Raw genomic sequence first — 21,438 nt, forward strand, 5'->3', positions numbered from 1 at the left:
GATAATATGTCGTCGTGGTTTAAAAGGAAGGAAAAAGGAATACAGACTGCTACTGAAGAAAAGAAAGACACTCCCAAAGGTTTGTGGTACAAATCACCTACCGGAAAAATTGTTGAATCTGAAGTATTAGCTCAAAATTTTTATGTTAGTCCTGAAGATGATTACCATGTCAGAATCGGTAGTAAAGAATACTTTGAAATACTTTTTGATGATAATAAATTCAAAGAGCTAGACGCTAAGTTAACATCTAAAGATCCATTAAAATTTGTGGATACTAAGAAATATTCTGAGCGTTTAAAAGCTGCCGAGAAAAAAACTGGCTTAAAAGATGCCATTAGAACTGGTGTTGGCAAGTCATTAGGTAAAGATATAGTTATCTCTTGTATGGACTTTGCTTTTATTGGTGGATCTATGGGAAGTGTGGTTGGAGAAAAAATTGCACGAGCCATTGATTATTCAATTAAAAAGAAGATTCCTTTTCTGCTAATTTCAAAATCAGGCGGTGCAAGAATGATGGAGGCTGCATTATCACTAATGCAATTAGCTAAAACATCAGCTAAATTAGCACAGTTATCTGAAGCTGGTATTCCATACATTTCACTATGTACAGACCCAACAACGGGTGGTACAACCGCGTCATATGCCATGCTAGGTGATATTAATATTGCCGAACCTGGTGCTTTGATAGGTTTTGCTGGGCCAAGAGTTGTGAAAGATACAACTGGTAAAGATTTACCTCCAGGGTTTCAATCGGCAGAATTCGTAAAGGAACACGGTTTTCTTGATTTTATCGTTCATCGTAAAGACCTTAAAACGAAGGTTAATCAATATATTGATTTAATTCAAAACAATCCTATTCGTAAATAATCCTATTATTTTTAAGTTAGATGTATTGGAGGCTTTTTAGCATATATAATCTTGATATATAAAAAAAGAGCCATCCCAGTAAAAAAAACGTATAATAATACTATATTTGCACGCTGATTGAAAATCAGTCAGATACATAATAATCATTTACAATAATATTTGCATGTACTTAACAAAAGAAGTAAAAGCCGAAATCTTTAAGAAACACGGCGGAAAAGCACAGAATACTGGATCTACCGAAGGGCAGATTGCTTTATTTACACATCGTATCAATCATTTGACTGGGCATTTGAAGAAAAACCATAAAGACTATAACACAGAGCGATCTTTGGTAAAGTTGGTAGGTAAAAGAAGAAGTTTACTTGATTATATGATAAAGAACGATATTGTAAAATATCGTGAGTTAATCAAAGAATTAGGTATTAGAAAGTAATATTCGTAGGGGTTGAAATTTTCAACCCCTATTTTTATATTTAAAAGACCTTGAATTAGTTTCAAGGCAAAACTAAAAGCTGCACACAGTTTTTCATTGGTCAAGTGCCACGGGCACGTACAACAACACAACTTTTCGGCCTCAACATCCGAATGACCATTGTTTAACAGTCCGCCAATTGGCGGATACAAATCAATTTTATGATTCCAAAAGTATTTAGAGAGGTTATTGACCTCGGTGATGGAAGAGAAATTTCCATCGAAACCGGAAAATTGGCAAAACAAGCCCATGGCTCTGTTGTTGTCCAATCCGGAAAATGTATGTTATTATGTACAGTAGTTTCTAACTACGAACAAAAAGATTTAGATTTTCTTCCTCTTACGGTAGATTATCGCGAGAAATTCGCAGCAGCAGGTCGTTACCCTGGTGGTTTCTTCAAAAGAGAAGCAAGACCAAGTGACGGTGAAGTATTGACTATGCGTTTAGTGGATCGTGTTTTACGTCCGTTATTCCCAAAAGATTATCATTCTGAAACTCAGGTGATGATTCAATTAATGTCTCATGATGATGATGTTATGCCAGAGGCTATGGCCGGTTTGGCAGCATCTGCAGCTATTCAATTATCTGATTTTCCATTTGAATGTGCAATTTCAGAAGCAAGAGTTGGTCGTGTAAATGGTGAATTCATTATCAACCCAACAAGAGCGCAATTGGCTGAATCTGACATCGATATGATGATTGGTGCATCAGCTGATTCTGTGATGATGGTTGAAGGTGAGATGGATGAAATTTCCGAAGAAGAAATGGCAGACGCTATCAAATTCGCACACGAAGCAATTAAAGTACAATGTGCCGCTCAATTACGTTTAGCAGAAGCTTTCGGTAAAAAAGAAGCTCGTGAGTATCCTGAAGAGAGATCAGATGAAGATCTTGCTAAGAAGGTTCACGATATGGCATATGACAAAGTATATGCAATTGCTAAAGCTGGTTCTGCAAAGCATGAAAGAAGTGCTGCATTCTCAGCAATTAAAGATGAAATAAAAGCAACTTTTTCTGAAGAAGAATTAGAAGACTTTGGAGGTTTAGTTTCTAAATATTACCGTCAGGCTGAAAAAGCTGCAATACGTGACTTAACCTTAAATGAAGGTTTACGTTTAGATGGTCGTAAGACTGATGAGATTCGTCCAATCTGGTGTGAGGTAGATTATTTACCTTCTACACATGGTTCTGCAATCTTTACGCGTGGAGAAACTCAGGCATTAGCTACGGTAACTTTAGGTACCTCTAGAGATGCAAATAAAATTGACATGCCATCTTTTGAAGGTGAAGAGAATTTCTATTTACACTATAACTTCCCTCCTTTTTGTACTGGTGAAGCAAGACCTATCCGTGGAACATCTCGTAGAGAAGTTGGTCATGGTAACTTAGCGCAACGTGCATTAAAAGGAATGGTTCCTGCTGATTGTCCTTATACAGTACGTGTAGTATCTGAAGTATTAGAATCTAACGGTTCTTCTTCTATGGCTACAGTTTGTGCTGGTACAATGGCAATGATGGATGCTGGTGTTCAATTAACAAAACCAGTTTCTGGTATCGCAATGGGATTAATTTCTGATGCTGAATCTGGAAAATATGCTGTTCTTTCTGATATTTTAGGTGATGAAGATCACTTAGGTGATATGGACTTTAAAGTAACTGGTACCGCTGATGGTATTACTGCTTGCCAAATGGACATCAAAGTAAAAGGATTGTCATACGAGATTTTAGTAAATGCCTTACAGCAAGCTAGAGCTGGTCGTTTACATATTCTTACGAAATTGACAGATACCATTGCTGCACCAGCTGCAGATGTGAAACCACATTCTCCGAAAATGGTAACACGTACAATTCCTAATGAATTCATTGGTGCTCTTATTGGTCCTGGTGGAAAAGTAATTCAAGAACTTCAAAAAGAAACGGGTACTACTATCGTAATTAACGAAGATCCAGTAACTGAAGAAGGTATTGTTGAAATATTAGGTACGGATCAAAACGGTATTGATGCTGTATTAACTAAGATTGATTCATTGATGTTTAAACCTCAAATGAATGAGTCGTATAAAGTTAAAGTAATCAAGATGCTTGATTTCGGTGCTGTAGTAGAATATCTTGATGCTCCTGGCAATGAGACTTTATTACACGTATCTGAATTAGCATGGGAACGTACTGAAAATGTAACTGATGTTGTAAACATGGGTGATGAGTTTGAAGTGAAGTATTTAGGTACAGATCCAAGAACACGTAAAGAAAAGGTTTCTCGTAAAGCTTTATTAGAAAAGCCAGAAGGCTATGTTGAAAGAGCACCACGTAAACCTAGTGATCGTAGAGATGATCGTCGCGGCGGAAGCAGAGACAATAGAGATCGTAAGCCAAGAAGAGATTAAGTTTATCTCTTTTCAAATATTAAAAACCCCATTTACCAGTTGGTAAATGGGGTTTTTTGTACCGTTTAACCATTATATAAAGTTTTTTCACCCATTTTGTAACATTTCTAACTTTTCTACGTATAAGTATATGCAGTCTATGCAAATTGAACTTAATAAACTTACATGAGACAGCTTAAGATTACAAAACAGGTCACCAATAGGGAGACCGCATCTTTGGACAAGTACTTGCAAGAAATAGGCAAAGTTGACTTGATTACAGCAGATGAAGAAGTAGAATTGGCACAACGTATCAAGGCAGGCGACCAGATCGCTCTTGAAAAACTAACAAAGGCCAATCTTCGATTCGTTGTATCAGTAGCCAAGCAGTACCAAAACCAGGGACTTACTTTACCGGATTTGATTAACGAGGGCAACCTTGGTCTGATCAAAGCTGCACAACGATTTGATGAAACAAGGGGTTTTAAATTTATCTCTTACGCCGTATGGTGGATTCGTCAATCTATCTTACAAGCGTTAGCAGAACAATCACGTATTGTTCGTTTACCGTTAAACAAAATTGGATCTATCAACAAAATCAACAAAACTTTTGCTTTCTTAGAGCAAGCGCATGAACGTATGCCTTCTCCAGAAGAAATTGCAAAAGAATTGGACATGACTGTTGAAGATGTAAAACAATCTTTGAAAAATTCAGGTCGTCATGTATCTATGGATGCACCTTTAATTGATGGTGAAGATTCTAATCTTTACGATGTACTTCGTAGTGGTGAATCTCCAAACCCAGACAGAGAATTGTTACACGAATCATTGCGTACTGAAATTGAGCGCGCATTAGAAACATTGACACCAAGAGAAGCAGACGTAATTCGTTTATACTTTGGTTTGGCTGGTCAACATTCTATGACTTTAGAAGAAATTGGTGAAACTTTTGATCTTACAAGAGAAAGAGTTCGTCAAATTAAAGAAAAAGCAATTCGTAGATTAAAACATACATCAAGAAGTAAAATCTTGAAGACCTATCTTGGATAGAAAACAAGATACAAAATGTTAAAAGTATGAAGATTGTATTTTTGGCATATTAATTGTATTTTGTACAACGTAACAACAGTTTATCATGACTGTTCGTTTTTTGATTGATGAATAAACTCCGGCTGATTACCGGAGTTTTTTCATTTAAATATTTTAGCATTTTGTTAAAAGATAATTTGTTTAAATAGTAATACAATTTTAGTATTTTCATTTCCATGGATATAAAATCGGAGCAACCAAACAACCCCCTTCACGGTATCAAATTATCTGATATCTTAGAAAAGTTAACCAAAATATACACTTGGGAAGAATTAGCAGAAAAAATTAATATAAACTGCTTTAAAAGTAATCCAACAATAAAATCTTCATTGAAATTTTTACGAAGAACACCTTGGGCTAGAGAAAAAGTCGAACAATTATATTTAAAATCAATTCGTAAATAATGGGTTTTAATATTGTTTTAATTGAACCAGAAATACCAAATAATACGGGCAATATCGGGCGTTTAGCTTTGGCAACGGGATCAACTTTACACTTGATAAAACCCTTCGGATTTGAAATAAATGACGCACGATTAAAACGGGCAGGTTTAGACTACTGGAAACATATTTCACTTTTCATCTACGAAAATATTGATGAATTTTATACTATCAATACCAATAAAAAAATGGTCTATTTTTCAAGTCATGGTACTCAAAATCATTGGACAATACCGTATGAAGATGACTTGTTTTTAGTTTTCGGAAAAGAATCAGTCGGATTATCTGAAAAAATTACAGAAAACAATGCTGACAAGCTCTATAAAATTCCATTGTACAGTAAACACATTCGCAGTTTAAATTTAGCAAACTCTGTTGGCATTGCAGTTTACGAAGGTCTAAGACAAATAGAAATTTAATTCTATTTTTTCGTCAAAAGATAAGTTCATAATTATAATCTGTAAACTTCTAAATAAAAGACCAACTACCATATTTATAACTTTCATTTTAGAATTGGTTATAAGTTTGACAATCCCTGAGTTTTACTCTTGTTTCTAAGCATTAGGTCAAAATATTTTTGGTATCTTCATTTTTAGAAAACAAACTACAAAATGAAACAGACCAAACTCCTCTTTTTATTACTAATTATTGTATTCTCTTGTAAAGAAGATAATACAAAAACAGCCGATGATTCGGCAGCACTAAATACTGTTGTCTTAGACAGTATATCTATTAACCTACCAACAGGTTTTGAACTCGAAGAATTATATAGTCCTAGTGACCATGAACAAGGTTCATGGGTAGCCTTAGCTCAAGGACCAGATCAAAAGATGTTCGCTTGTGATCAATATGGTAAAATATATCAATTTAATGCTCCTGCAAAAGGTGGCACCATAAATGCCGCAGATATTAAAGCACTTGATTTACCAATTGGTGAAGCCCATGGTTTGCATTGGGCATTTAACAGCCTATATGTAGCTGTTAACAAAAGATGGCAAGAAGGTGAAGAATATGGTAGCGGTATTTACCGACTAACTGACAGTAATAATGATGGTGAGTTAGATAAAATTGATTCACTATTAAAGTTAGATGGAGCAGGTGAACATGGCCCACATAGTTTTGTAACCTCACCTGATGGAAAAGAATTATATTTTATCGCAGGTAACCATGTATTGGTTCCTGATGCTTTAAAAACAAACAGTCGACTACCAACCAATTGGGGAGAAGACAATCTTTTTACTCCTTATCTTGATGCACGTGGTCATGCTAATGACATTAAAGCACCAGGTGGGTGGATTGCAAAATTTAGTCCTGACGGTACTGATTGGGAATTAATTTCAGCCGGATTTAGAAATCCGTTTGATATGGCATTTAATAAAGATGGTGAACTTTTCGCCTATGATGCTGATATGGAATGGGACATAGGAATGCCTTGGTACAGACCAACTAGAATCTGTCACGTTACTAGTGGTAGTGAATTCGGGTGGCGTACTGGCTCAGGTAAATGGCCAGCTTATTACCCTGACGGACTACCTGCAGTTCATAATTTAGAACAAGGCTCACCTACCGCTGTTTTGGCAGGAAATCGTTTAAACTTTCCAGCTAAATATGATGACGGAATTTTAATAATGGACTGGAGTTTTGGTACAATTTATTTTATCGATTTAACTCCAGAAGGAAGTTCTTATAAAGGGGAACGTGAAGAATTTTTATCAGGTACTCCCCTACCTTTAACAGATATGATTGCTGGCGCAGACGGAAACTTATATTTTGCAACTGGTGGTAGAAGAATAGATTCACATTTTTACAGACTTACCTATACAGGTGCAGATGCTGAGAAAGCAGCGTTAACTGAAAATACAGAAGGTAAGGATGCTCGACAACTAAGAAGAAGTATTGAGAAATTTCATTCAGTTCAATCAGAAGAAGGTGTTACACTTGCGTGGGATAATCTAAATAGTGAAGATAGATTCATACGTTACGCATCAAGAGTAGCCTTAGAGCATCAACCAACATCTAGCTGGCAACAGAAATTCTTTGATGAAAAAGACCCAGTAAAAACAATAGAGGCTGGTCTTGCTTTGGCACATCAGGGCAATAAAAATTTAGAATCAAAAATTCTAGAAAAATTAAATAAAATAAACTTAGAGACATTAACGCAAGGCGCACAACTTGACTTATTACGTACGTATCAAGTTATTTTTATTAGAATGGGTGAGCCTGCATCAGCAATTGGAGCTGCTACGGGTAAAAAACTGAATAGTTATTTTCCGCATGCTAATAATGCAATAAATAGAGAACTCGGACAACTATTATTGTATCTAAAAGCTGATGGAGCAACAGAAGGATTAGTTAATCTTCTTGAAAAACATGCCAAAGAAAAAACTGTAACGGAGGGTGTTGAAATGCTTTCAGAAGAAGCGTCTTTACGTAGTGAGCAATATGGTCAGTTAATTAGAGATGTTATTGCTAAAATGCCTCCAAGCGAATCTATTTACTACGGTATGCTTTTAAGTCACGCAGATAAAGGATGGACAAAAGAGTTACGTGAGAAATATTTCAAATGGTTCTTTGATGTAATGAGCTCTAAAGGTGGAATGAGTTTTAAGGCATATATTGAAAATGTGCGTCAAGAAGCAATGGCAAAAGTACCTATTTCTGAAAAAGAATATTTTGAAGAAATTTCTGGTATTTATTCACCTGCAGATGATTTAGCAGATTTGCCCGAGCCAATAGGTCCTGGCAAGGCATATACAATGCCTGAAGCAAGAGGAATTTATAATGATAACATTAAGAATTACAAAGGCACGGTAGCTGATGGTGAACGCGCTTATAAAGCAGCATTATGTATTACTTGTCACAGAATGAAAGGTGAAGGTGGTGCTACAGGGCCTGATTTAACACAGATGCATACTAAATTTAGTAGTTATGATTTGACCTTTGCTTTGGTTAGTCCTAGTGAAGAGATATCGGATCAATATTCGAATTCAATTTTCCATACAAAAGATGGTAAGCAAGTGATTGGTCGTTTAATATCTGAAGAAGGTGATTCATTAAGCATTATGCCAAATGCATACAATCCTGCTTATACTTTAAAATTAGCCAAAACTGATGTAGAGAAACAAGAATTATCATCTGTTTCTCCAATGCCTCCAGGACTACTTAACCGATTAAATGAAAAGGAAATTACAGACCTTTTCGCCTATTTACTTTCTGGTGGAGACAAAAATCATAAAATTTATACTGGTGAAAATTAGCAGTTGATTTTTATAGAAAATTATATTATCAAACTAGCGTCGGTTTTAATAAAACTGACGCTAGTTTTTTTTATATACAGTCAAAATTTCTATTCAATTTTAAGGTCTAAAACAACTAATGACATGAATATAAATTGGAATTATTTCTACAGTAATAATTAACGAACCATATGCTACTTCACATTAAAAAACCACAAAAATAAATTCATGCCTAACTCACCTAAACGACAATGCTAGGAAAACACATTTGCTTACCTTTGCTTTAAACCGTTTTTATTTACATAATGAGCAAAACTAAAATAGCACCTTCATTACTAGCCGCAGATTTTGGCAACTTACAACGTGATGTTGAAATGGTTAACAATAGCACAGCTGACTGGCATCATATTGATGTGATGGACGGTGTATTCGTACCCAATATCTCATATGGTATGCCTGTTGTTAAATCGATTGCTCAACACGCTACAAAGCCGTTAGATGTGCATTTGATGATTGTTGACCCTGATCGGTATATTGAAACTTTCGCAAAATTGGGAGCAACTAATCTTACAGTACATTATGAAGCTTGCACCCATTTACATAGAACGCTACAAGCTATTAAGTCAGCGGGTATGAAAGCAGGTGTTGCTATGAATCCGCACACCAATGTTTCGTTATTAGAAGATGTTATAAATGACATTGACTTGGTTTGCTTAATGAGTGTCAACCCAGGTTTTGGCGGACAATCATTTATTGAAAACACCTATACTAAGATCAAGACTTTAAAAGAACTTATTACAAGAAAAGGTTCAAATACACTAATTGAAATAGATGGCGGTGTTACTTCAAAAAATGCGAAAACTTTAGCAGACGCTGGTGCAGATATTCTTGTGGCCGGAAGCTTTGTTTTCAAAAGTGAAAATCCGACAGAAACGATAAAGGAATTAAAAGAAATTACGGCATAATGAGTCATTATGATGTTGTTATTATTGGAGGAGGTCCCATTGGTATTGCCTGCGGATTAGAAGCTAAAAAAAAGGGATTAACTTATCTTATTATTGAGAAAGGTCCAATTGTAAATTCACTTTACAACTACCCAAAGAACATGCAATTCTTTTCAACATCTGAACGATTAGAATTAGATAACATTCCATTCATTAGTATAGAGGCAAAGCCAAAAAAAAGTGAAGCCTTAGAATACTATAGAAGAATAGTCAGTTCAAATGAAATCGCAATCCACCTTTTTGAAAAAGTAAAATCCGTAGTAAAAGTTAATACTAATTTTGACATCACTACTGATATAAATAGTTATACGGCCAATCATGTGGTTGTTGCTACAGGTTTTTATGACCTGCCGAATACGCTAAATGTCACTGGTGAAGATTTGCCAAAAGTATCACATTATTATAATGACCCTCATTACTATGCAAATCAAAAGGTGGCCATTTTAGGCGCTAGTAATTCAGCAATAGATGCAGCTTTAGAATGTTGGCGAAAAGGGGCTGAAGTATCTCTTATAATTCGTGGACCTGAAATAGGTCACCGGGTCAAATACTGGGTACGACCAGATATTATAAATAGAATAGAAGAAGGAAGTATTACAGCATATTATAATTCAACTGTACAAGAGATTAATGAAACCAGTATTATAATAAATACATCAAAAGGTAAAACAACACTTGAAAATGATTTTGTTTTAGCACTAACCGGTTATAAACCAAATTTTGATTTCTTAATCAATATGGGCATTACACTTTCTGAGGATGAAAAACGGTTACCGCAGTATAATCCTGAAACGATGGAGACCAATATTGAAGGATTGTATTTAGCAGGAGTTGTATGTGGTGGAATGGAAACACACAAATGGTTTATTGAGAACTCAAGAATACATGCTAAGCTTATAATGAAAGATATAGTGCAAAGCTAAATAGCACCGCGATTTATTACAAATTCCTACCATTTTATAAAATCAAAAAAACCGTACTTACAATTTCAAGCAAGCTTGAAATGTTGTACGGTTTTGTAATAAAAGTGACCGCGAAGGGATTCAAACCCCCAACCCTCAGAGCCGAAATCTGATGCGCTATTCAGTTGCGCCACGCGGCCTTTAATTTTATGCGACTGCTAAGATAATTTATTCTTTACAATGGTAGAAATAGTTTTTCCATCAGCCTGACCAGCCAACTCTTTTGAAACTAAGCCCATTACTTTTCCCATATCTTTCATACCAGCAGCACCAGTTGATTCTATGACACTTATAACAACCTTTTCAACTTCTTCTTCTGTCAATTGCGCTGGCAAAAACTTTTCAATTATAGCTACTTCAGCTAGCTCAGGTTCAGCTAAATCAGCACGACCTTGTTCAGTAAAGATAGCAGCGCTATCTTTTCGTTGTTTGACCAACTTCTGAATCATTTTTATCTCATCATCTTCTGACAACTCCCCAGCCCCACTTTCAGTACTTGCCATTAACAAAGCTGATTTTATTGCTCGCAATGATTGTAAGGCGACGCTATCTTTAGCCTTCATAGCTGCCTTCATTTGTTCCATCACCTCTTGTTGTAAACCCATAACTTTCAATTTCTAAAGGATTGCGAAGATAAAAAATAAACCCGAAAGCGTTGTTCACTTTCGGGTTGTATATAAAGTATATCTTAAAATTTAATCTACATTATCTTCTAAGAATGAATTATTAGTACGTAGTTGTATTTCACCATTACTATCTTCACCTAAAGAGGTTCTTGAAATTTTACTTTCAGACGATCTTTCTGTCAAATTGATGCCTTGTCTTCTAAAAGCAGGTTCCTTTTCTATATCATCAATCTCAATGCTATTCACATTTCTTTGAAACTTGTAATTGAAATCTTTCAACTTTTTTCTTCGTTCATCAGCTCTTTGTTTTAAAAGAACTTCAAATGGACTATCAATAGGATCAACCTCTTCTTCAGTTTCAACTTGTTTAGTTTCCTTTAGAATTTTTTTTTCAAATATCAACTCGTCTTCAACAATCTTTGGCTCAAACTCCTCAGCTTTTGATTTAGCACCAGTTAACTTGTTTTCAAGCTCCATATAATCATCAAGACTATAGCGTGTTTCTCCTTGTTTATTGTACTCAAGAACAGGAATAACCTCTATGTGATCTTTCACATCAAGTTCATTTACTTCCTCATCTAAGTTAAAACTAACCATGTCGTCTTTCTCTTCTTGAAAATTTTCATTTTCAGTAACCAAAGGCAAATCAAAACTCATAGCAAATTGATCTTCTTCTTCATCAGAAGTAAGTTCTTGTGGGTCTACTACTTCAATATTCTTAGCAGCTTCTGATGTATCTATAATAACAAAATCATCTTCGCTTACTTCACCTTTTGCAACTTCTTCAATTACTTCATCGTAAAAAACATTGAAATTTTTGATGTAATTGGTAGTAGGTATTAAATCCATACCTAATTCGGTTTCAGAATCATCAATCAAAGTATGTTTTACAATAGGTTCAGGCTCAGGAGCAACTTCTTCCTCTAAACGATGCACTACATTTTGAGCTGTTAAATCACGTTCTGCACGTTGTTCTTCTTCTAATGTGTGAATGATTTTCTTAGCCTCAGTATTGACTATTTCATTTTGCTGATCGATGTTAAATCCTGTAGCAATTACAGTAACCGCAATAGCTTCTCCTAAATCTTCATCTTCGCCAACACCCATAATGATATTAGCACCATGGCCAGCCTGCACTTGAATATGGTCATTAATTTCACCTATTTCATCAATGGTGATTTCTTGTGATCCAGAAACAATTAATAGTAAAACGTTTTTAGCACCTGCGATTTTATTATCATTCAATAATGGAGAATCTAAGGCTTTCATGATTGCTTCATTAGCTCTTGATGAACCTGATGCAATCGCAGAACCCATAATGGCAGTTCCACTATTAGATAATACCGTTTTAGCATCTCTAAGGTCAATATTTTGAGTGTAATGATGCGTAATTACTTCAGCAATACCTCTTGCTGCAGTAGATAATACTTCATCGGCTTTTGAGAAACCTGCTTTGAATCCTAAATTTCCGTAAACTTCACGAAGTTTATTATTGTTTATAACAATTAATGAATCTACGTTAGCACGTAATTTTTCAATACCTATTTGAGCTTGTTCGCAACGTGTTTTACCTTCAAATTCAAAAGGCATTGTAACTATACCAACAGTAAGAACATCTAAATCTTTTGCCTGTCTAGCAATAACCGGAGCAGCACCAGTACCTGTGCCCCCGCCCATGCCTGCAGTAATGAAAATCATTTTAGTTGTTGGAGATAACATTTGTTTAATTTCCTCCATACTTTCAAGAGCAGCCTGTTCACCTACTTCAGGATTGGCACCAGCACCCAAACCTTCAGTTAATGAAACGCCCAATTGAATTTTATTTGGAACGGAACTACTATTTAGTGCTTGAGAATCGGTATTACAGATAATGAAATCGACTCCATTAATTCCTGATTGGAACATATGGTTGATAGCGTTGCTTCCGCCACCACCGACTCCAATCACTTTAATTACATTACTCTGGTTCTTTGGGAGGTCAAATGAGATATTATCAAAATCGTTATTATTGCTCATAGTACTTATATTACTGGTTTATGTTCTATTTTTTATTAGGGGGCTTACTCTGCGTTATCTAAAAATTCTTTCAACTTTTCAGACCATTTATCAAAAACAGATTTTCGATGTTTCATAGTTTTATCTGAAGCAGCGTTAATATCCTCTTCTTTATCTTCTTCTGTGTTATCGTCTTCTTTTCCGGCCTTAACCGGCTCAGGCTCTACCATTTCAGGTTCTAAACCATCATCAAATCCTTTATGGTCATTCTTAATAGCATTCATAAGTAGACCAACAGCTGTAGCATATAAAGGACTAGCAATTTCTTCATCAGAGTTACCGGCTAAATGTTCATTCGGATAACCAATTCTGGTATCCATACCAGTAATATATTCCACCAATTGCTTAAGGTGCTTCAACTGGCTTCCACCACCTGTAAGAACTATACCTGCTATTAATTTTTTCTTTTGCTCTTCATGGCCGTAATTCTTGATTTCAACATATACTTGTTCAATAATCTCAACTACCCTTGCATGAATAATTTTAGAAAGATTTTTAAGTGTAATTTCTTTTGGTTCACGACCTCTTAATCCAGGTATTGAAACTATCTCATTGTCTTTATTTTCACCAGGCCATGCAGAACCAAACTTCAATTTCAATAACTCAGCCTGCTTTTCAATAATTGAACACCCTTCTTTTATGTCTTCAGTAATAACACCACCACCAAATGGTATTACCGCTGTATGACGAATGATACCGTCTTTAAAAACTGCCAAATCAGTTGTACCACCACCTATATCAATTAATGCTACACCAGCTTCTTTTTCTTCTTTACTTAAAACCGCATCAGAAGAAGCTAAAGGCTCTAAAGTTATGTTACCTAAATCTAGACCAGCGCTTTTAATACATCGTCCTACATTTCTAATTGAAGAAATTTGACCAACTACAACATGAAAATTAGCCTCTAAACGACCACCATACATGCCTATTGGTTCTTTGATTTCGGCCTGCCCATCAATTTTATACTCTTGTGGTAGCACATGAATAATCTCTTCACCAGGTAGCATTACCAAAGTATAAACTTGATTCACCAACCTATCTAAATCATCATCATTGATAACCTCTTCAGAATCCGATCTTGTGATATAATCACTATGCTGTAAACTTCGAATGTGTTGCCCAGCAATGCCAACAACAACAGAACCAATTTTAAGTCCTGAATTAGCTTCAGCTTCTTCAACAGCTTGTTGAATTGACTTGATAGTTTGGGTAATATTATTTACCACCCCTCTGTGCACACCAAGACTTTTAGACTTGCCGATACCTAGCACTTCTATTTTGCCGTATTCATTTTCTTTACCTATGATTGCAACAATCTTGGTTGTACCGATATCGAGACCTACTGAATATTTTGTTGTTTCCATTCTTTTAAATTTTGGTGCACACTACTTGGTTATTGAATTCTAAATTGACCATTGCGTATTCGTTCAAAGTTTCATCTTTATCAGCTTTGCTGTAAAATGCCTTGAATTTTTTAAACTTCACTTCAAGGTCCTCTATATTTCCCAAATTCACCACAAACTGCTCCATTCGGAATTTTAGTTGATAATTTTCTACACTTTCAATGTGAATACCTATTACATTTTTACGTAAAAATTCATCAGTATTTATAAATTTCAATATTTCATATGCATCTTCAAGACCTTTACCTGTAATGTCACCAGTAATAATTGGCACTCTTGCCGAATGACTGCTCGAAAAAGGCATGTGTTTTCCCTCATCATCCAAATAAAATTTGGTTTCACCTTCTACACGCCCAATTGGTTGTCGTTGAATAATTTTCGACGTGAGCTCACCACTTACCGTTAGATAAACTTCGGCACTTTTAACCATTTCATTGGCCTCGATGACATCTTCAATAGTATTCAAAACTAATTTTTCTTTAGGCACATTAGTAAGCGGTCCGTAATTTTGTATTAACAATTTATTAACCGCTCCTTGAGTGATATACAAATTTTGATCACCAACGAATTCAATATTGATTCCGTTAACCTTTTTTTGCATATTTCTATGATTAGAAAATGCGTAAAGCCCTGTAACTAATAGCAATAAGCCAGATAGTTTAATAAAGTTCATATTAATTCGCATATTCAAATTCTTTTGTAATTTTTACCACTTCTAATCCGATATCACCAGCTCCCATAGTTACCAGAACTTCAGGATTTTGACTTCTTATTTCACCAATTATCTCGTCTTTTTTAATTACTTTTTTATTCGGATTTTTTATTTTTTCCATAAGCCACTCAGAACTAACACCTTCTATTGGCTTTTCTCTTGCAGGATAAATATCTAACAATAGAATACTATCAAATTTTGACAGGCTTTCTGCAAAATCATCAGCAAAATCTTTTGTTCTTGAAAATAGATGTGGCTGAAAAACAACTAACACTTTTTTATTCGGATGCATTTCACAGATAGCATCATAAATAGCATTAATCTCTGTTGGATGATGTGCGTAATCATCAATAAAAACAAAATCTTTTTCTTTGATTTTATATGAAAATCTACGTTGCACACCTTTAAATGTTTCAAGCGCTTTAGCAAGGCGGTCTGGTGGGGAACCAGCTTGTACCGCCATCGCAAAAGCAACCAAACCATTAAGCAAATTATGCCTTCCTGGTTTGTTGAACTTAACCCCTGTTAAATTAATTTCAGGAGTGCCCAAATCAAAAACGTAGGTGCCATGTACTATTTTTAAATTTCGGATACAAAAATCCGAATTGTCTTCTATTCCATATGTGACTCCGTCTATAGGAAGTCCGTTTCTAACAAATAATTTTCCGTTAGGCTTCATGCAACCCACAAAATCTTTAAATGATTGATGTAAAGTTTCTGCATCACCATAAATATCAAGATGATCCGCATCCATTGAAGTAATGCATGCTACATCAGGAAAAAGCCGTAAAAAAGAACGATCAAATTCATCAGCCTCAACTACAGAAACTTCATTTCCTTGAAAATAAAAGTTACTATTGAAATCTTCAGAAATACCACCTAAAAAAGCTGTAAACGGTGTACCGGTTTCTTTTAGCAAATGTGCAAGAATACTACTTGTAGTAGTTTTACCGTGAGTACCTGCAACAGCAAGACAAAAAGTATCTTTTGTAATTAAACCCAATACCTCAGATCGTTTTTTAATCTGAAAATTATTGTTTAAAAAGAATTGATACTCTGAATGAACTGTTGCAACAGCAGGGGTATAAACCACAAGTGTATTTTCAGGATTTTTAAAATTTTGTGATATCAGTTCAATTGAATCATCATAATGAATTGCAATACCCAAATTTTCTAATTCTTCAGTAAGCGGTGTTGCAGTTTTATCATAACCAGCAACATTTTTATTAATGAACTTAAAATAACGCGCAAGTGCTGACATACCAATGCCACCAATACCTATAAAGTAGACGCTATGTATATTATTTAAGTTCAAAATCAGACTATATATTTTATTTACAACTATTAATTCTGCAACAGTTTCTCTATTTCGTTCACTATATTTTTGGTGGCATTTGGTAGCGCTAATTTTTTAATATTCGCGCTTAGCTCTATTTGTTTTTCTACGGATTGAAACAATTCTGAAAACGTTGCTTCAAAGTTTTCATCTAAATCTTTTTCACGTAACATTAATGCCGCATTCTCAGAAACCAATGCCTGCGCATTTTTTGTCTGATGATCTTCCGCTACATTTGGTGAAGGAATAAAAAGTGTAGGCTTACCAACAATACACAGTTCAGAAACTGACCCCGCCCCTGCTCTAGAAATAATAAAATCAGCAGCTGCATATGCATAATCCATATTATTTATAAAATCAAGAACCTTTACTGTATCTGAATCATACTTTTTATACTCATCTATGTAAAGCTTACCACATTGCCATATCACTTGTAGATTTTTAGACTTAAAAAAATCAAGCTCCTTTTCAATAAGTTGATTAACTCTTCTTGCACCAAGACTACCACCTAGTATAAAAATGGTTTTCTTTTCGACATTCAATTTAAAAGAATTAATTGCTTCATTTTTATTGACATTCAATGCAACTAAGTCACCACGAACAGGATTACCTGTTTTAATAATTTTATCAGCAGGAAAAAACTTTTCCATGCCGTCATAAGCCACACAAATTTTAGCAACTTTATCTTTTAGCAACTTATTGGTCATACCTGCATATGAATTTTGTTCTTGTAAAACACAAGGAATACCACGACCAGAAGCTACTTTTAAAAGTGGCCCACTAGCAAAACCACCGGTGCCAATGACAACGTCAGGTTTAAATTGTGATACTATTTTACGTGCTTTCAACAAACTACTTATCAATTTAAATGGAAACATCAAATTTTTAAATGTCAATTTCCGTTGCAATCCTGTTATCCAAAGACCTTCTATTTTATATCCGGCATTTGGTACTTTTTCCATTTCCATGCGATCTTTTGCTCCAACAAACAAAAACTCAGCATCAGAATATCTTCTTTTCAACTCATTAGCTATGGCTATGGCCGGATAAATATGTCCGCCTGTACCTCCTCCAGATAAAATAAATTTATAACTGCCCACTTAGTACTTCTAAAGGGTTTGTTATTTGTATATCTGAACTCTCACTATCACTTTTCTTTCTGTCTTTATCTTTTACGCTAGCACTTAAAATGATGCCTATTGCTAAACAGGTCATCCAACTTGAGGTACCACCACTACTAATTAAGGGTAATGTTTGCCCCGTTACCGGAAATAATTCAACAGCTACCGCCATATTAATTAAAGCTTGAAATACAATTGGCAAGCCAACCCCTAAAACCAATAATTTTGTAAAAATTGATGAATTTGCATTTGCAACAACAGCAATTCTAAACAGCAACAACAGATAAAAAAACATTACTACAATACCACCGACAAGTCCGTATTCTTCAACAATAATTGCATAGATAAAATCTGATGAACTCTGTGGCAAGAAATTCTTTTGTACACTTTTACCGGCACCTTTACCAACAATACCTCCGGTTGCAATTGCAATTTTTGCTCTTTCAATTTGGTAACTTGCATCACTATCAACTTCATCATTGTTGAAATTTGTAATTCGATGTTCCCAAGTACTTACTCTATTACTAAATGCATCAGGAAAAGCTTTAGCTGTAAGTATAAAAAGTGTAAGACACAACAAACCAGTACCTACGATACTTAGCAAGTATTTAGCAGGATATCCTCCTAAAAAACAAAGCAATAAAACCATTGAAAAGATGATACCTGCTGTAGAAAAATTCGCCGGCAATATTAAAATAATCACCAGAAAAACAGGCACCCATAACGGAAGTATACTTTCTTTAAAAGTGATTTCTTGATCTTTAATTTTAGACAAGTATCGCGCTACGTATATCATTAATACAACCGACGCTAAATTTGATGTTTGAAACGTAATACCTACAAGTGGTAATTGAATCCATCGGCTAGCATTAGCACCATCAATAGTAGTTCCTTGTGCTATTGTAAAAATTAAAAGCACTAAAACAATGGGCATTGCAATAAGTGACAAACCTTTAAAATAGTGACTAGGTATGCGGTGAATGCCAAAAATAATTCCGAATCCAAGAATTAATAACATTGCATGCTTTACCAAATACCCCATAGTAGTACCACTACCTACAACATAAACCAAATTACTACTGGCACTATACACCGGTAAAAATGAAAACAAAGCCAAGAGTGCCACAACGGCCCAAATGGTTTTATCTCCTTTAATATTTTGGAATAATGTTTTCACTTATATCGAGTTATAAATTTTTAATCGCCTCTTTAAATTGATTACCGCGATCTTCATAGTTTTCAAAAAGATCAAAACTCGCACATGCTGGTGAAAGCAAAACAGTATCGCCTCTTTCTGCAATTTTATATGCCACTTTAACCGCTTCTGACATTGCATAAGTTTCAACCACAAGGTCAACTACATTGCCAAAGAATTCTTTAATCTTGGTATTATCTTCACCTAAACAAACAATAGCTTTTACCTTTTCACGCACCAACGGCATCAATTCTCTATAGTCATTGCCCTTGTCAACCCCGCCGACAATCCAGACGGTCGGGGTGCTCATACTATCTAGGGCAAAAAAGGTGGCATTAACATTCGTTGCTTTTGAATCATTAATGTATTGTACATGATGAATCTTTAACACTTTTTCTAGGCGATGAGGCGCACCTTGAAAGCTTGTTATGCTTTCTCTAATGGTCTCTTTTCTAATTTTGACCAATCTAGCAGCTAATGATGCTGCCATGGTATTTTTAAGGTTGTGTTTGCCTTCAAGTGCTAAAGAGTCGCTGGTCATGTGTATGGTATTATTATTAATTGTTATTACTATTTTATTGTTCTCGAGATATGCGCCTTCTTCCATTTTTCTTTGGATTGAAAACGGCAATAATTGGGACTTAACAGGATGTTCTTTTAACCAGCTCACTAACACTTCATCATCAGCATCATAAATCAGATAATCATCTTTTGTCTGATTCTTAGTGATAAGAAATTTAGAAGCGATATAGTTTTCAAACTTATAATTATACCGATCTAAATGATCCGGTGTAATGTTTGTAATAATGGCTATATGTGGTTTAAAAGTTTTAATACCGTCTAGCTGAAAACTGCTGATTTCTAATACATAAAAATCAAAATTGTTCTCGGCCACCATTTTTGCATAACTATCACCAATATTGCCTGCCATTGCTACATTCAAATCTGCTGATTTAAAAATGTAATTTGTTAGCATAGTGGTCGTAGTCTTACCATTGCTACCTGTTATTCCAACAACTGTTGCATCAGTATATCTAGTCGCAAATTCTATTTCTGAAATAACCGGTATTTCTTTCGCAATTAGAGTCTGCACTAGGGCCACCTTTTCAGGTATACCAGGACTCTTCATTACTATATCAGCATTCAAAATTTTGGCTTCGGTATGTTTACCTTCTTCCCAATCAATCCCAAAATGTATAAGAACTTTTTTATATTTTTCTTTGATTAAACCTTTGTCAGAAACAAAGACTTCAAAGCCTTTTTTTAATCCTAAAATTGCCGTACCCACCCCACTTTCTCCTGCACCTAAAGCAACTAACCTTACCATTTATCTGACTTTTAAGGTCACGACTGACAAAATTGCCAGTACAATACTGATAATCCAAAATCGGGTTACAATTTTACTTTCGTGATATCCCTTCTTTTGGTAGTGGTGATGTATAGGCGCCATTAAAAAAATGCGTTTTCCTTCACCAAATCTTTTCTTAGTGTATTTGAAATATCCTACTTGCATCATAACCGAAACAGATTCGGCAAGAAACAATCCGCATAGAATAACAAGCAATAATTCTTTTCTTACGATGATTGCAATTACAGCTATAACACCACCAATAGTTAGACTACCCGTATCACCCATAAATACTTGTGCTGGATATGCATTATACCATAAGAATCCAATAAGAGCTCCTGCAAATGCTGTAATAAATACAAGTAGTTCACCTGCACCAACGATGTACATTATATCTAGATATTCAGAAAATATAATGTTACCTGAAACCCATGCGAAAATACCTAGCGTAAAAACTATTATAGCCGAAGACCCTGCAGCCAAGCCATCAATACCATCCGTTAGATTTGCACCATTAGAAACTGCGGTAACAATTAATATTACTATGGGGATAAACAATAACCACCCATAATCTTTAGCACCTTCACCAGCCCAAGATATAAGACTGCTATACTCTAACTCATTATGTTTAAGAAAAGGCACGGTAGTCATGGTAGACTTTACATCTTTACCTTTTACCTCTTCAACTGTAAATTGCTCTGTAATAATCGTTTGATTATTCTCGCGCATGGTGACCTCTGGATGGAAGTACAAAACCGTACCCACAAAAAGTCCTAAACCAACTTGGCCCATAACTTTAAATCTACCTTTTAGGCCCTTTTTATCCTTCTTAAATATCTTTATGTAATCATCTATAAAGCCAATTACACCCATCCAAATAATTGTAATAATCAAAAGAATGATGTAAATATTCAAAATGTCTGCAAAAAGTAAAACCGGTATTAAGGTTGACATGATGATAATTAAACCACCCATTGTAGGCGTACCTGATTTTTGTTTTTGTCCGTCTAACCCTAAATCACGAACCGTTTCACCTATTTGTTTACGTTGTAGAAAAAGTATGATTCTCTTACCGTATGTTGTAGCTAATATTAAAGAAAGCAAAACCGCCAATGCAGCTCTAAAAGTCTGAAATTGGAACAGACTAGCGCCAGGCACTTGGTAATGTTTTTCTAAATATTCAAATAGATAATACAGCATACTTTTTTA

At 35.1% G+C, this 21,438-nt stretch carries 18 protein-coding genes and 1 tRNA gene; 9 read left to right on the top strand and 10 right to left on the bottom strand.

Going from position 1 to position 21,438, the window contains the following annotated elements; translation table 11 throughout:
• The first annotated feature begins 6 nt into the window (after window positions 1–6).
• The 9 genes from accD to JQC67_RS18235 all read left to right on the top strand — a co-directional run bounded on the left by accD (window position 7) and on the right by JQC67_RS18235 (window position 10,394).
• Window positions 7–867 carry an acetyl-CoA carboxylase, carboxyltransferase subunit beta gene (gene accD / locus JQC67_RS18195; protein ID WP_203254329.1) on the top strand — a complete coding sequence of 287 codons (861 nt, stop codon included), beginning with the start codon at window positions 7–9 and terminating at the stop codon, window positions 865–867.
• Window positions 868–1,030: 163 nt separating this feature from the next.
• Entirely contained in the window at window positions 1,031–1,300 is a 270-nt protein-coding gene (gene rpsO / locus JQC67_RS18200; RefSeq protein ID WP_203254330.1) for a 30S ribosomal protein S15, read from the top strand.
• Window positions 1,301–1,500: 200 nt separating this feature from the next.
• Window positions 1,501–3,723, top strand: a complete 2,223-nt coding sequence (locus tag JQC67_RS18205; RefSeq protein WP_203254331.1) for a polyribonucleotide nucleotidyltransferase — start codon at window positions 1,501–1,503, stop codon at window positions 3,721–3,723.
• A 165-nt stretch (window positions 3,724–3,888) separates the two neighbouring features.
• Window positions 3,889–4,752 carry a sigma-70 family RNA polymerase sigma factor gene (locus JQC67_RS18210; protein ID WP_027067982.1) on the top strand — a complete coding sequence of 288 codons (864 nt, stop codon included), beginning with the start codon at window positions 3,889–3,891 and terminating at the stop codon, window positions 4,750–4,752.
• A 215-nt stretch (window positions 4,753–4,967) separates the two neighbouring features.
• A complete protein-coding gene (locus tag JQC67_RS18215) occupies window positions 4,968–5,195 on the top strand; it encodes a VF530 family protein (RefSeq protein WP_203254332.1) in 228 nt (75 codons plus the stop codon).
• Window positions 5,195–5,650 (top strand): tRNA (cytidine(34)-2'-O)-methyltransferase, encoded by a 456-nt coding sequence (locus JQC67_RS18220; protein ID WP_203254333.1) that lies wholly within the window; start codon window positions 5,195–5,197, stop codon window positions 5,648–5,650. The genes JQC67_RS18215 and JQC67_RS18220 overlap by 1 nt, the downstream gene beginning before the upstream one ends.
• 192 nt (window positions 5,651–5,842) lie before the next feature.
• Window positions 5,843–8,488, top strand: a complete 2,646-nt coding sequence (locus JQC67_RS18225; protein ID WP_203254334.1) for a c-type cytochrome — start codon at window positions 5,843–5,845, stop codon at window positions 8,486–8,488.
• 284 nt (window positions 8,489–8,772) lie between these two features.
• Entirely contained in the window at window positions 8,773–9,432 is a 660-nt protein-coding gene (rpe, locus tag JQC67_RS18230; RefSeq protein WP_203254335.1) for a ribulose-phosphate 3-epimerase, read from the top strand.
• Window positions 9,432–10,394 carry a YpdA family putative bacillithiol disulfide reductase gene (locus JQC67_RS18235; protein WP_203254336.1) on the top strand — a complete coding sequence of 321 codons (963 nt, stop codon included), beginning with the start codon at window positions 9,432–9,434 and terminating at the stop codon, window positions 10,392–10,394. The genes rpe and JQC67_RS18235 overlap by 1 nt, the downstream gene beginning before the upstream one ends.
• Window positions 10,395–10,499: 105 nt before the next feature.
• Here the strand turns inward: JQC67_RS18235 and JQC67_RS18240 are convergent.
• The 10 genes from JQC67_RS18240 to mraY all read right to left on the bottom strand — a co-directional run bounded on the left by JQC67_RS18240 (window position 10,500) and on the right by mraY (window position 21,429).
• A tRNA-Arg gene (locus JQC67_RS18240) sits at window positions 10,500–10,573 on the bottom strand.
• Between the two features lie 18 nt (window positions 10,574–10,591).
• Window positions 10,592–11,038, bottom strand: a complete 447-nt coding sequence (locus tag JQC67_RS18245; protein WP_203254337.1) for a GatB/YqeY domain-containing protein — start codon at window positions 11,036–11,038, stop codon at window positions 10,592–10,594.
• A 90-nt stretch (window positions 11,039–11,128) separates the two neighbouring features.
• The gene (gene ftsZ, locus JQC67_RS18250; RefSeq protein ID WP_203254338.1) at window positions 11,129–13,075 is read right to left on the bottom strand and encodes a cell division protein FtsZ; all 1,947 of its coding nucleotides are present in this window, start codon (window positions 13,073–13,075) and stop codon (window positions 11,129–11,131) included.
• Window positions 13,076–13,119: 44 nt separating this feature from the next.
• Entirely contained in the window at window positions 13,120–14,478 is a 1,359-nt protein-coding gene (ftsA, locus tag JQC67_RS18255; protein ID WP_203254339.1) for a cell division protein FtsA, read from the bottom strand.
• Between the two features lie 4 nt (window positions 14,479–14,482).
• Window positions 14,483–15,202, bottom strand: coding sequence for a cell division protein FtsQ/DivIB (locus JQC67_RS18260; RefSeq protein ID WP_203254340.1), 720 nt, complete (start codon window positions 15,200–15,202; stop codon window positions 14,483–14,485).
• A complete protein-coding gene (gene murC, locus JQC67_RS18265; RefSeq protein WP_203254341.1) occupies window positions 15,192–16,544 on the bottom strand; it encodes a UDP-N-acetylmuramate--L-alanine ligase in 1,353 nt (450 codons plus the stop codon). Before murC ends, JQC67_RS18260 begins: the two co-directional genes overlap by 11 nt.
• A gap of 29 nt (window positions 16,545–16,573) precedes the next feature.
• Window positions 16,574–17,665 carry an undecaprenyldiphospho-muramoylpentapeptide beta-N-acetylglucosaminyltransferase gene (murG, locus tag JQC67_RS18270; RefSeq protein WP_203254342.1) on the bottom strand — a complete coding sequence of 364 codons (1,092 nt, stop codon included), beginning with the start codon at window positions 17,663–17,665 and terminating at the stop codon, window positions 16,574–16,576.
• Window positions 17,652–18,863 (bottom strand): FtsW/RodA/SpoVE family cell cycle protein, encoded by a 1,212-nt coding sequence (locus tag JQC67_RS18275; protein ID WP_203254343.1) that lies wholly within the window; start codon window positions 18,861–18,863, stop codon window positions 17,652–17,654. Before JQC67_RS18275 ends, murG begins: the two co-directional genes overlap by 14 nt.
• A 10-nt stretch (window positions 18,864–18,873) precedes the next feature.
• Window positions 18,874–20,208 carry a UDP-N-acetylmuramoyl-L-alanine--D-glutamate ligase gene (murD, locus tag JQC67_RS18280; RefSeq protein WP_203254344.1) on the bottom strand — a complete coding sequence of 445 codons (1,335 nt, stop codon included), beginning with the start codon at window positions 20,206–20,208 and terminating at the stop codon, window positions 18,874–18,876.
• Window positions 20,209–21,429: a phospho-N-acetylmuramoyl-pentapeptide-transferase gene (gene mraY, locus JQC67_RS18285; protein ID WP_203254345.1), complete on the bottom strand. Its 1,221-nt coding sequence runs from the start codon at window positions 21,427–21,429 to the stop codon at window positions 20,209–20,211.
• Window positions 21,430–21,438: the final 9 nt, after the last annotated feature.

Origin of the sequence: Aurantibacter crassamenti (assembly GCF_016811105.1) — a bacterium.
Taxonomy (GTDB): Bacteria; Bacteroidota; Bacteroidia; order Flavobacteriales; family Flavobacteriaceae; genus Aurantibacter_A; species Aurantibacter_A crassamenti.

Bases quoted from the DNA above. Each gene is read 5' to 3' on its own strand.
- JQC67_RS18235 (WP_203254336.1), top strand. From the start codon at position 9,432: ATGAGTCATTATGATGTTGTTATTATTGGAGGAGGTCCCATTGGTATT.
- mraY (WP_203254345.1), bottom strand. From the start codon at position 21,429: ATGCTGTATTATCTATTTGAATATTTAGAAAAACATTACCAAGTGCCT.
- JQC67_RS18260 (WP_203254340.1), bottom strand. From the start codon at position 15,202: ATGCGAATTAATATGAACTTTATTAAACTATCTGGCTTATTGCTATTA.
- JQC67_RS18205 (WP_203254331.1), top strand. From the start codon at position 1,501: ATGATTCCAAAAGTATTTAGAGAGGTTATTGACCTCGGTGATGGAAGA.
- JQC67_RS18215 (WP_203254332.1), top strand. From the start codon at position 4,968: ATGGATATAAAATCGGAGCAACCAAACAACCCCCTTCACGGTATCAAA.
- accD (WP_203254329.1), top strand. From the start codon at position 7: ATGTCGTCGTGGTTTAAAAGGAAGGAAAAAGGAATACAGACTGCTACT.
- rpsO (WP_203254330.1), top strand. From the start codon at position 1,031: ATGTACTTAACAAAAGAAGTAAAAGCCGAAATCTTTAAGAAACACGGC.
- ftsZ (WP_203254338.1), bottom strand. From the start codon at position 13,075: ATGAGCAATAATAACGATTTTGATAATATCTCATTTGACCTCCCAAAG.
- ftsA (WP_203254339.1), bottom strand. From the start codon at position 14,478: ATGGAAACAACAAAATATTCAGTAGGTCTCGATATCGGTACAACCAAG.
- rpe (WP_203254335.1), top strand. From the start codon at position 8,773: ATGAGCAAAACTAAAATAGCACCTTCATTACTAGCCGCAGATTTTGGC.
- JQC67_RS18210 (WP_027067982.1), top strand. From the start codon at position 3,889: ATGAGACAGCTTAAGATTACAAAACAGGTCACCAATAGGGAGACCGCA.
- JQC67_RS18245 (WP_203254337.1), bottom strand. From the start codon at position 11,038: ATGGGTTTACAACAAGAGGTGATGGAACAAATGAAGGCAGCTATGAAG.
- murD (WP_203254344.1), bottom strand. From the start codon at position 20,208: ATGGTAAGGTTAGTTGCTTTAGGTGCAGGAGAAAGTGGGGTGGGTACG.
- JQC67_RS18225 (WP_203254334.1), top strand. From the start codon at position 5,843: ATGAAACAGACCAAACTCCTCTTTTTATTACTAATTATTGTATTCTCT.
- JQC67_RS18220 (WP_203254333.1), top strand. From the start codon at position 5,195: ATGGGTTTTAATATTGTTTTAATTGAACCAGAAATACCAAATAATACG.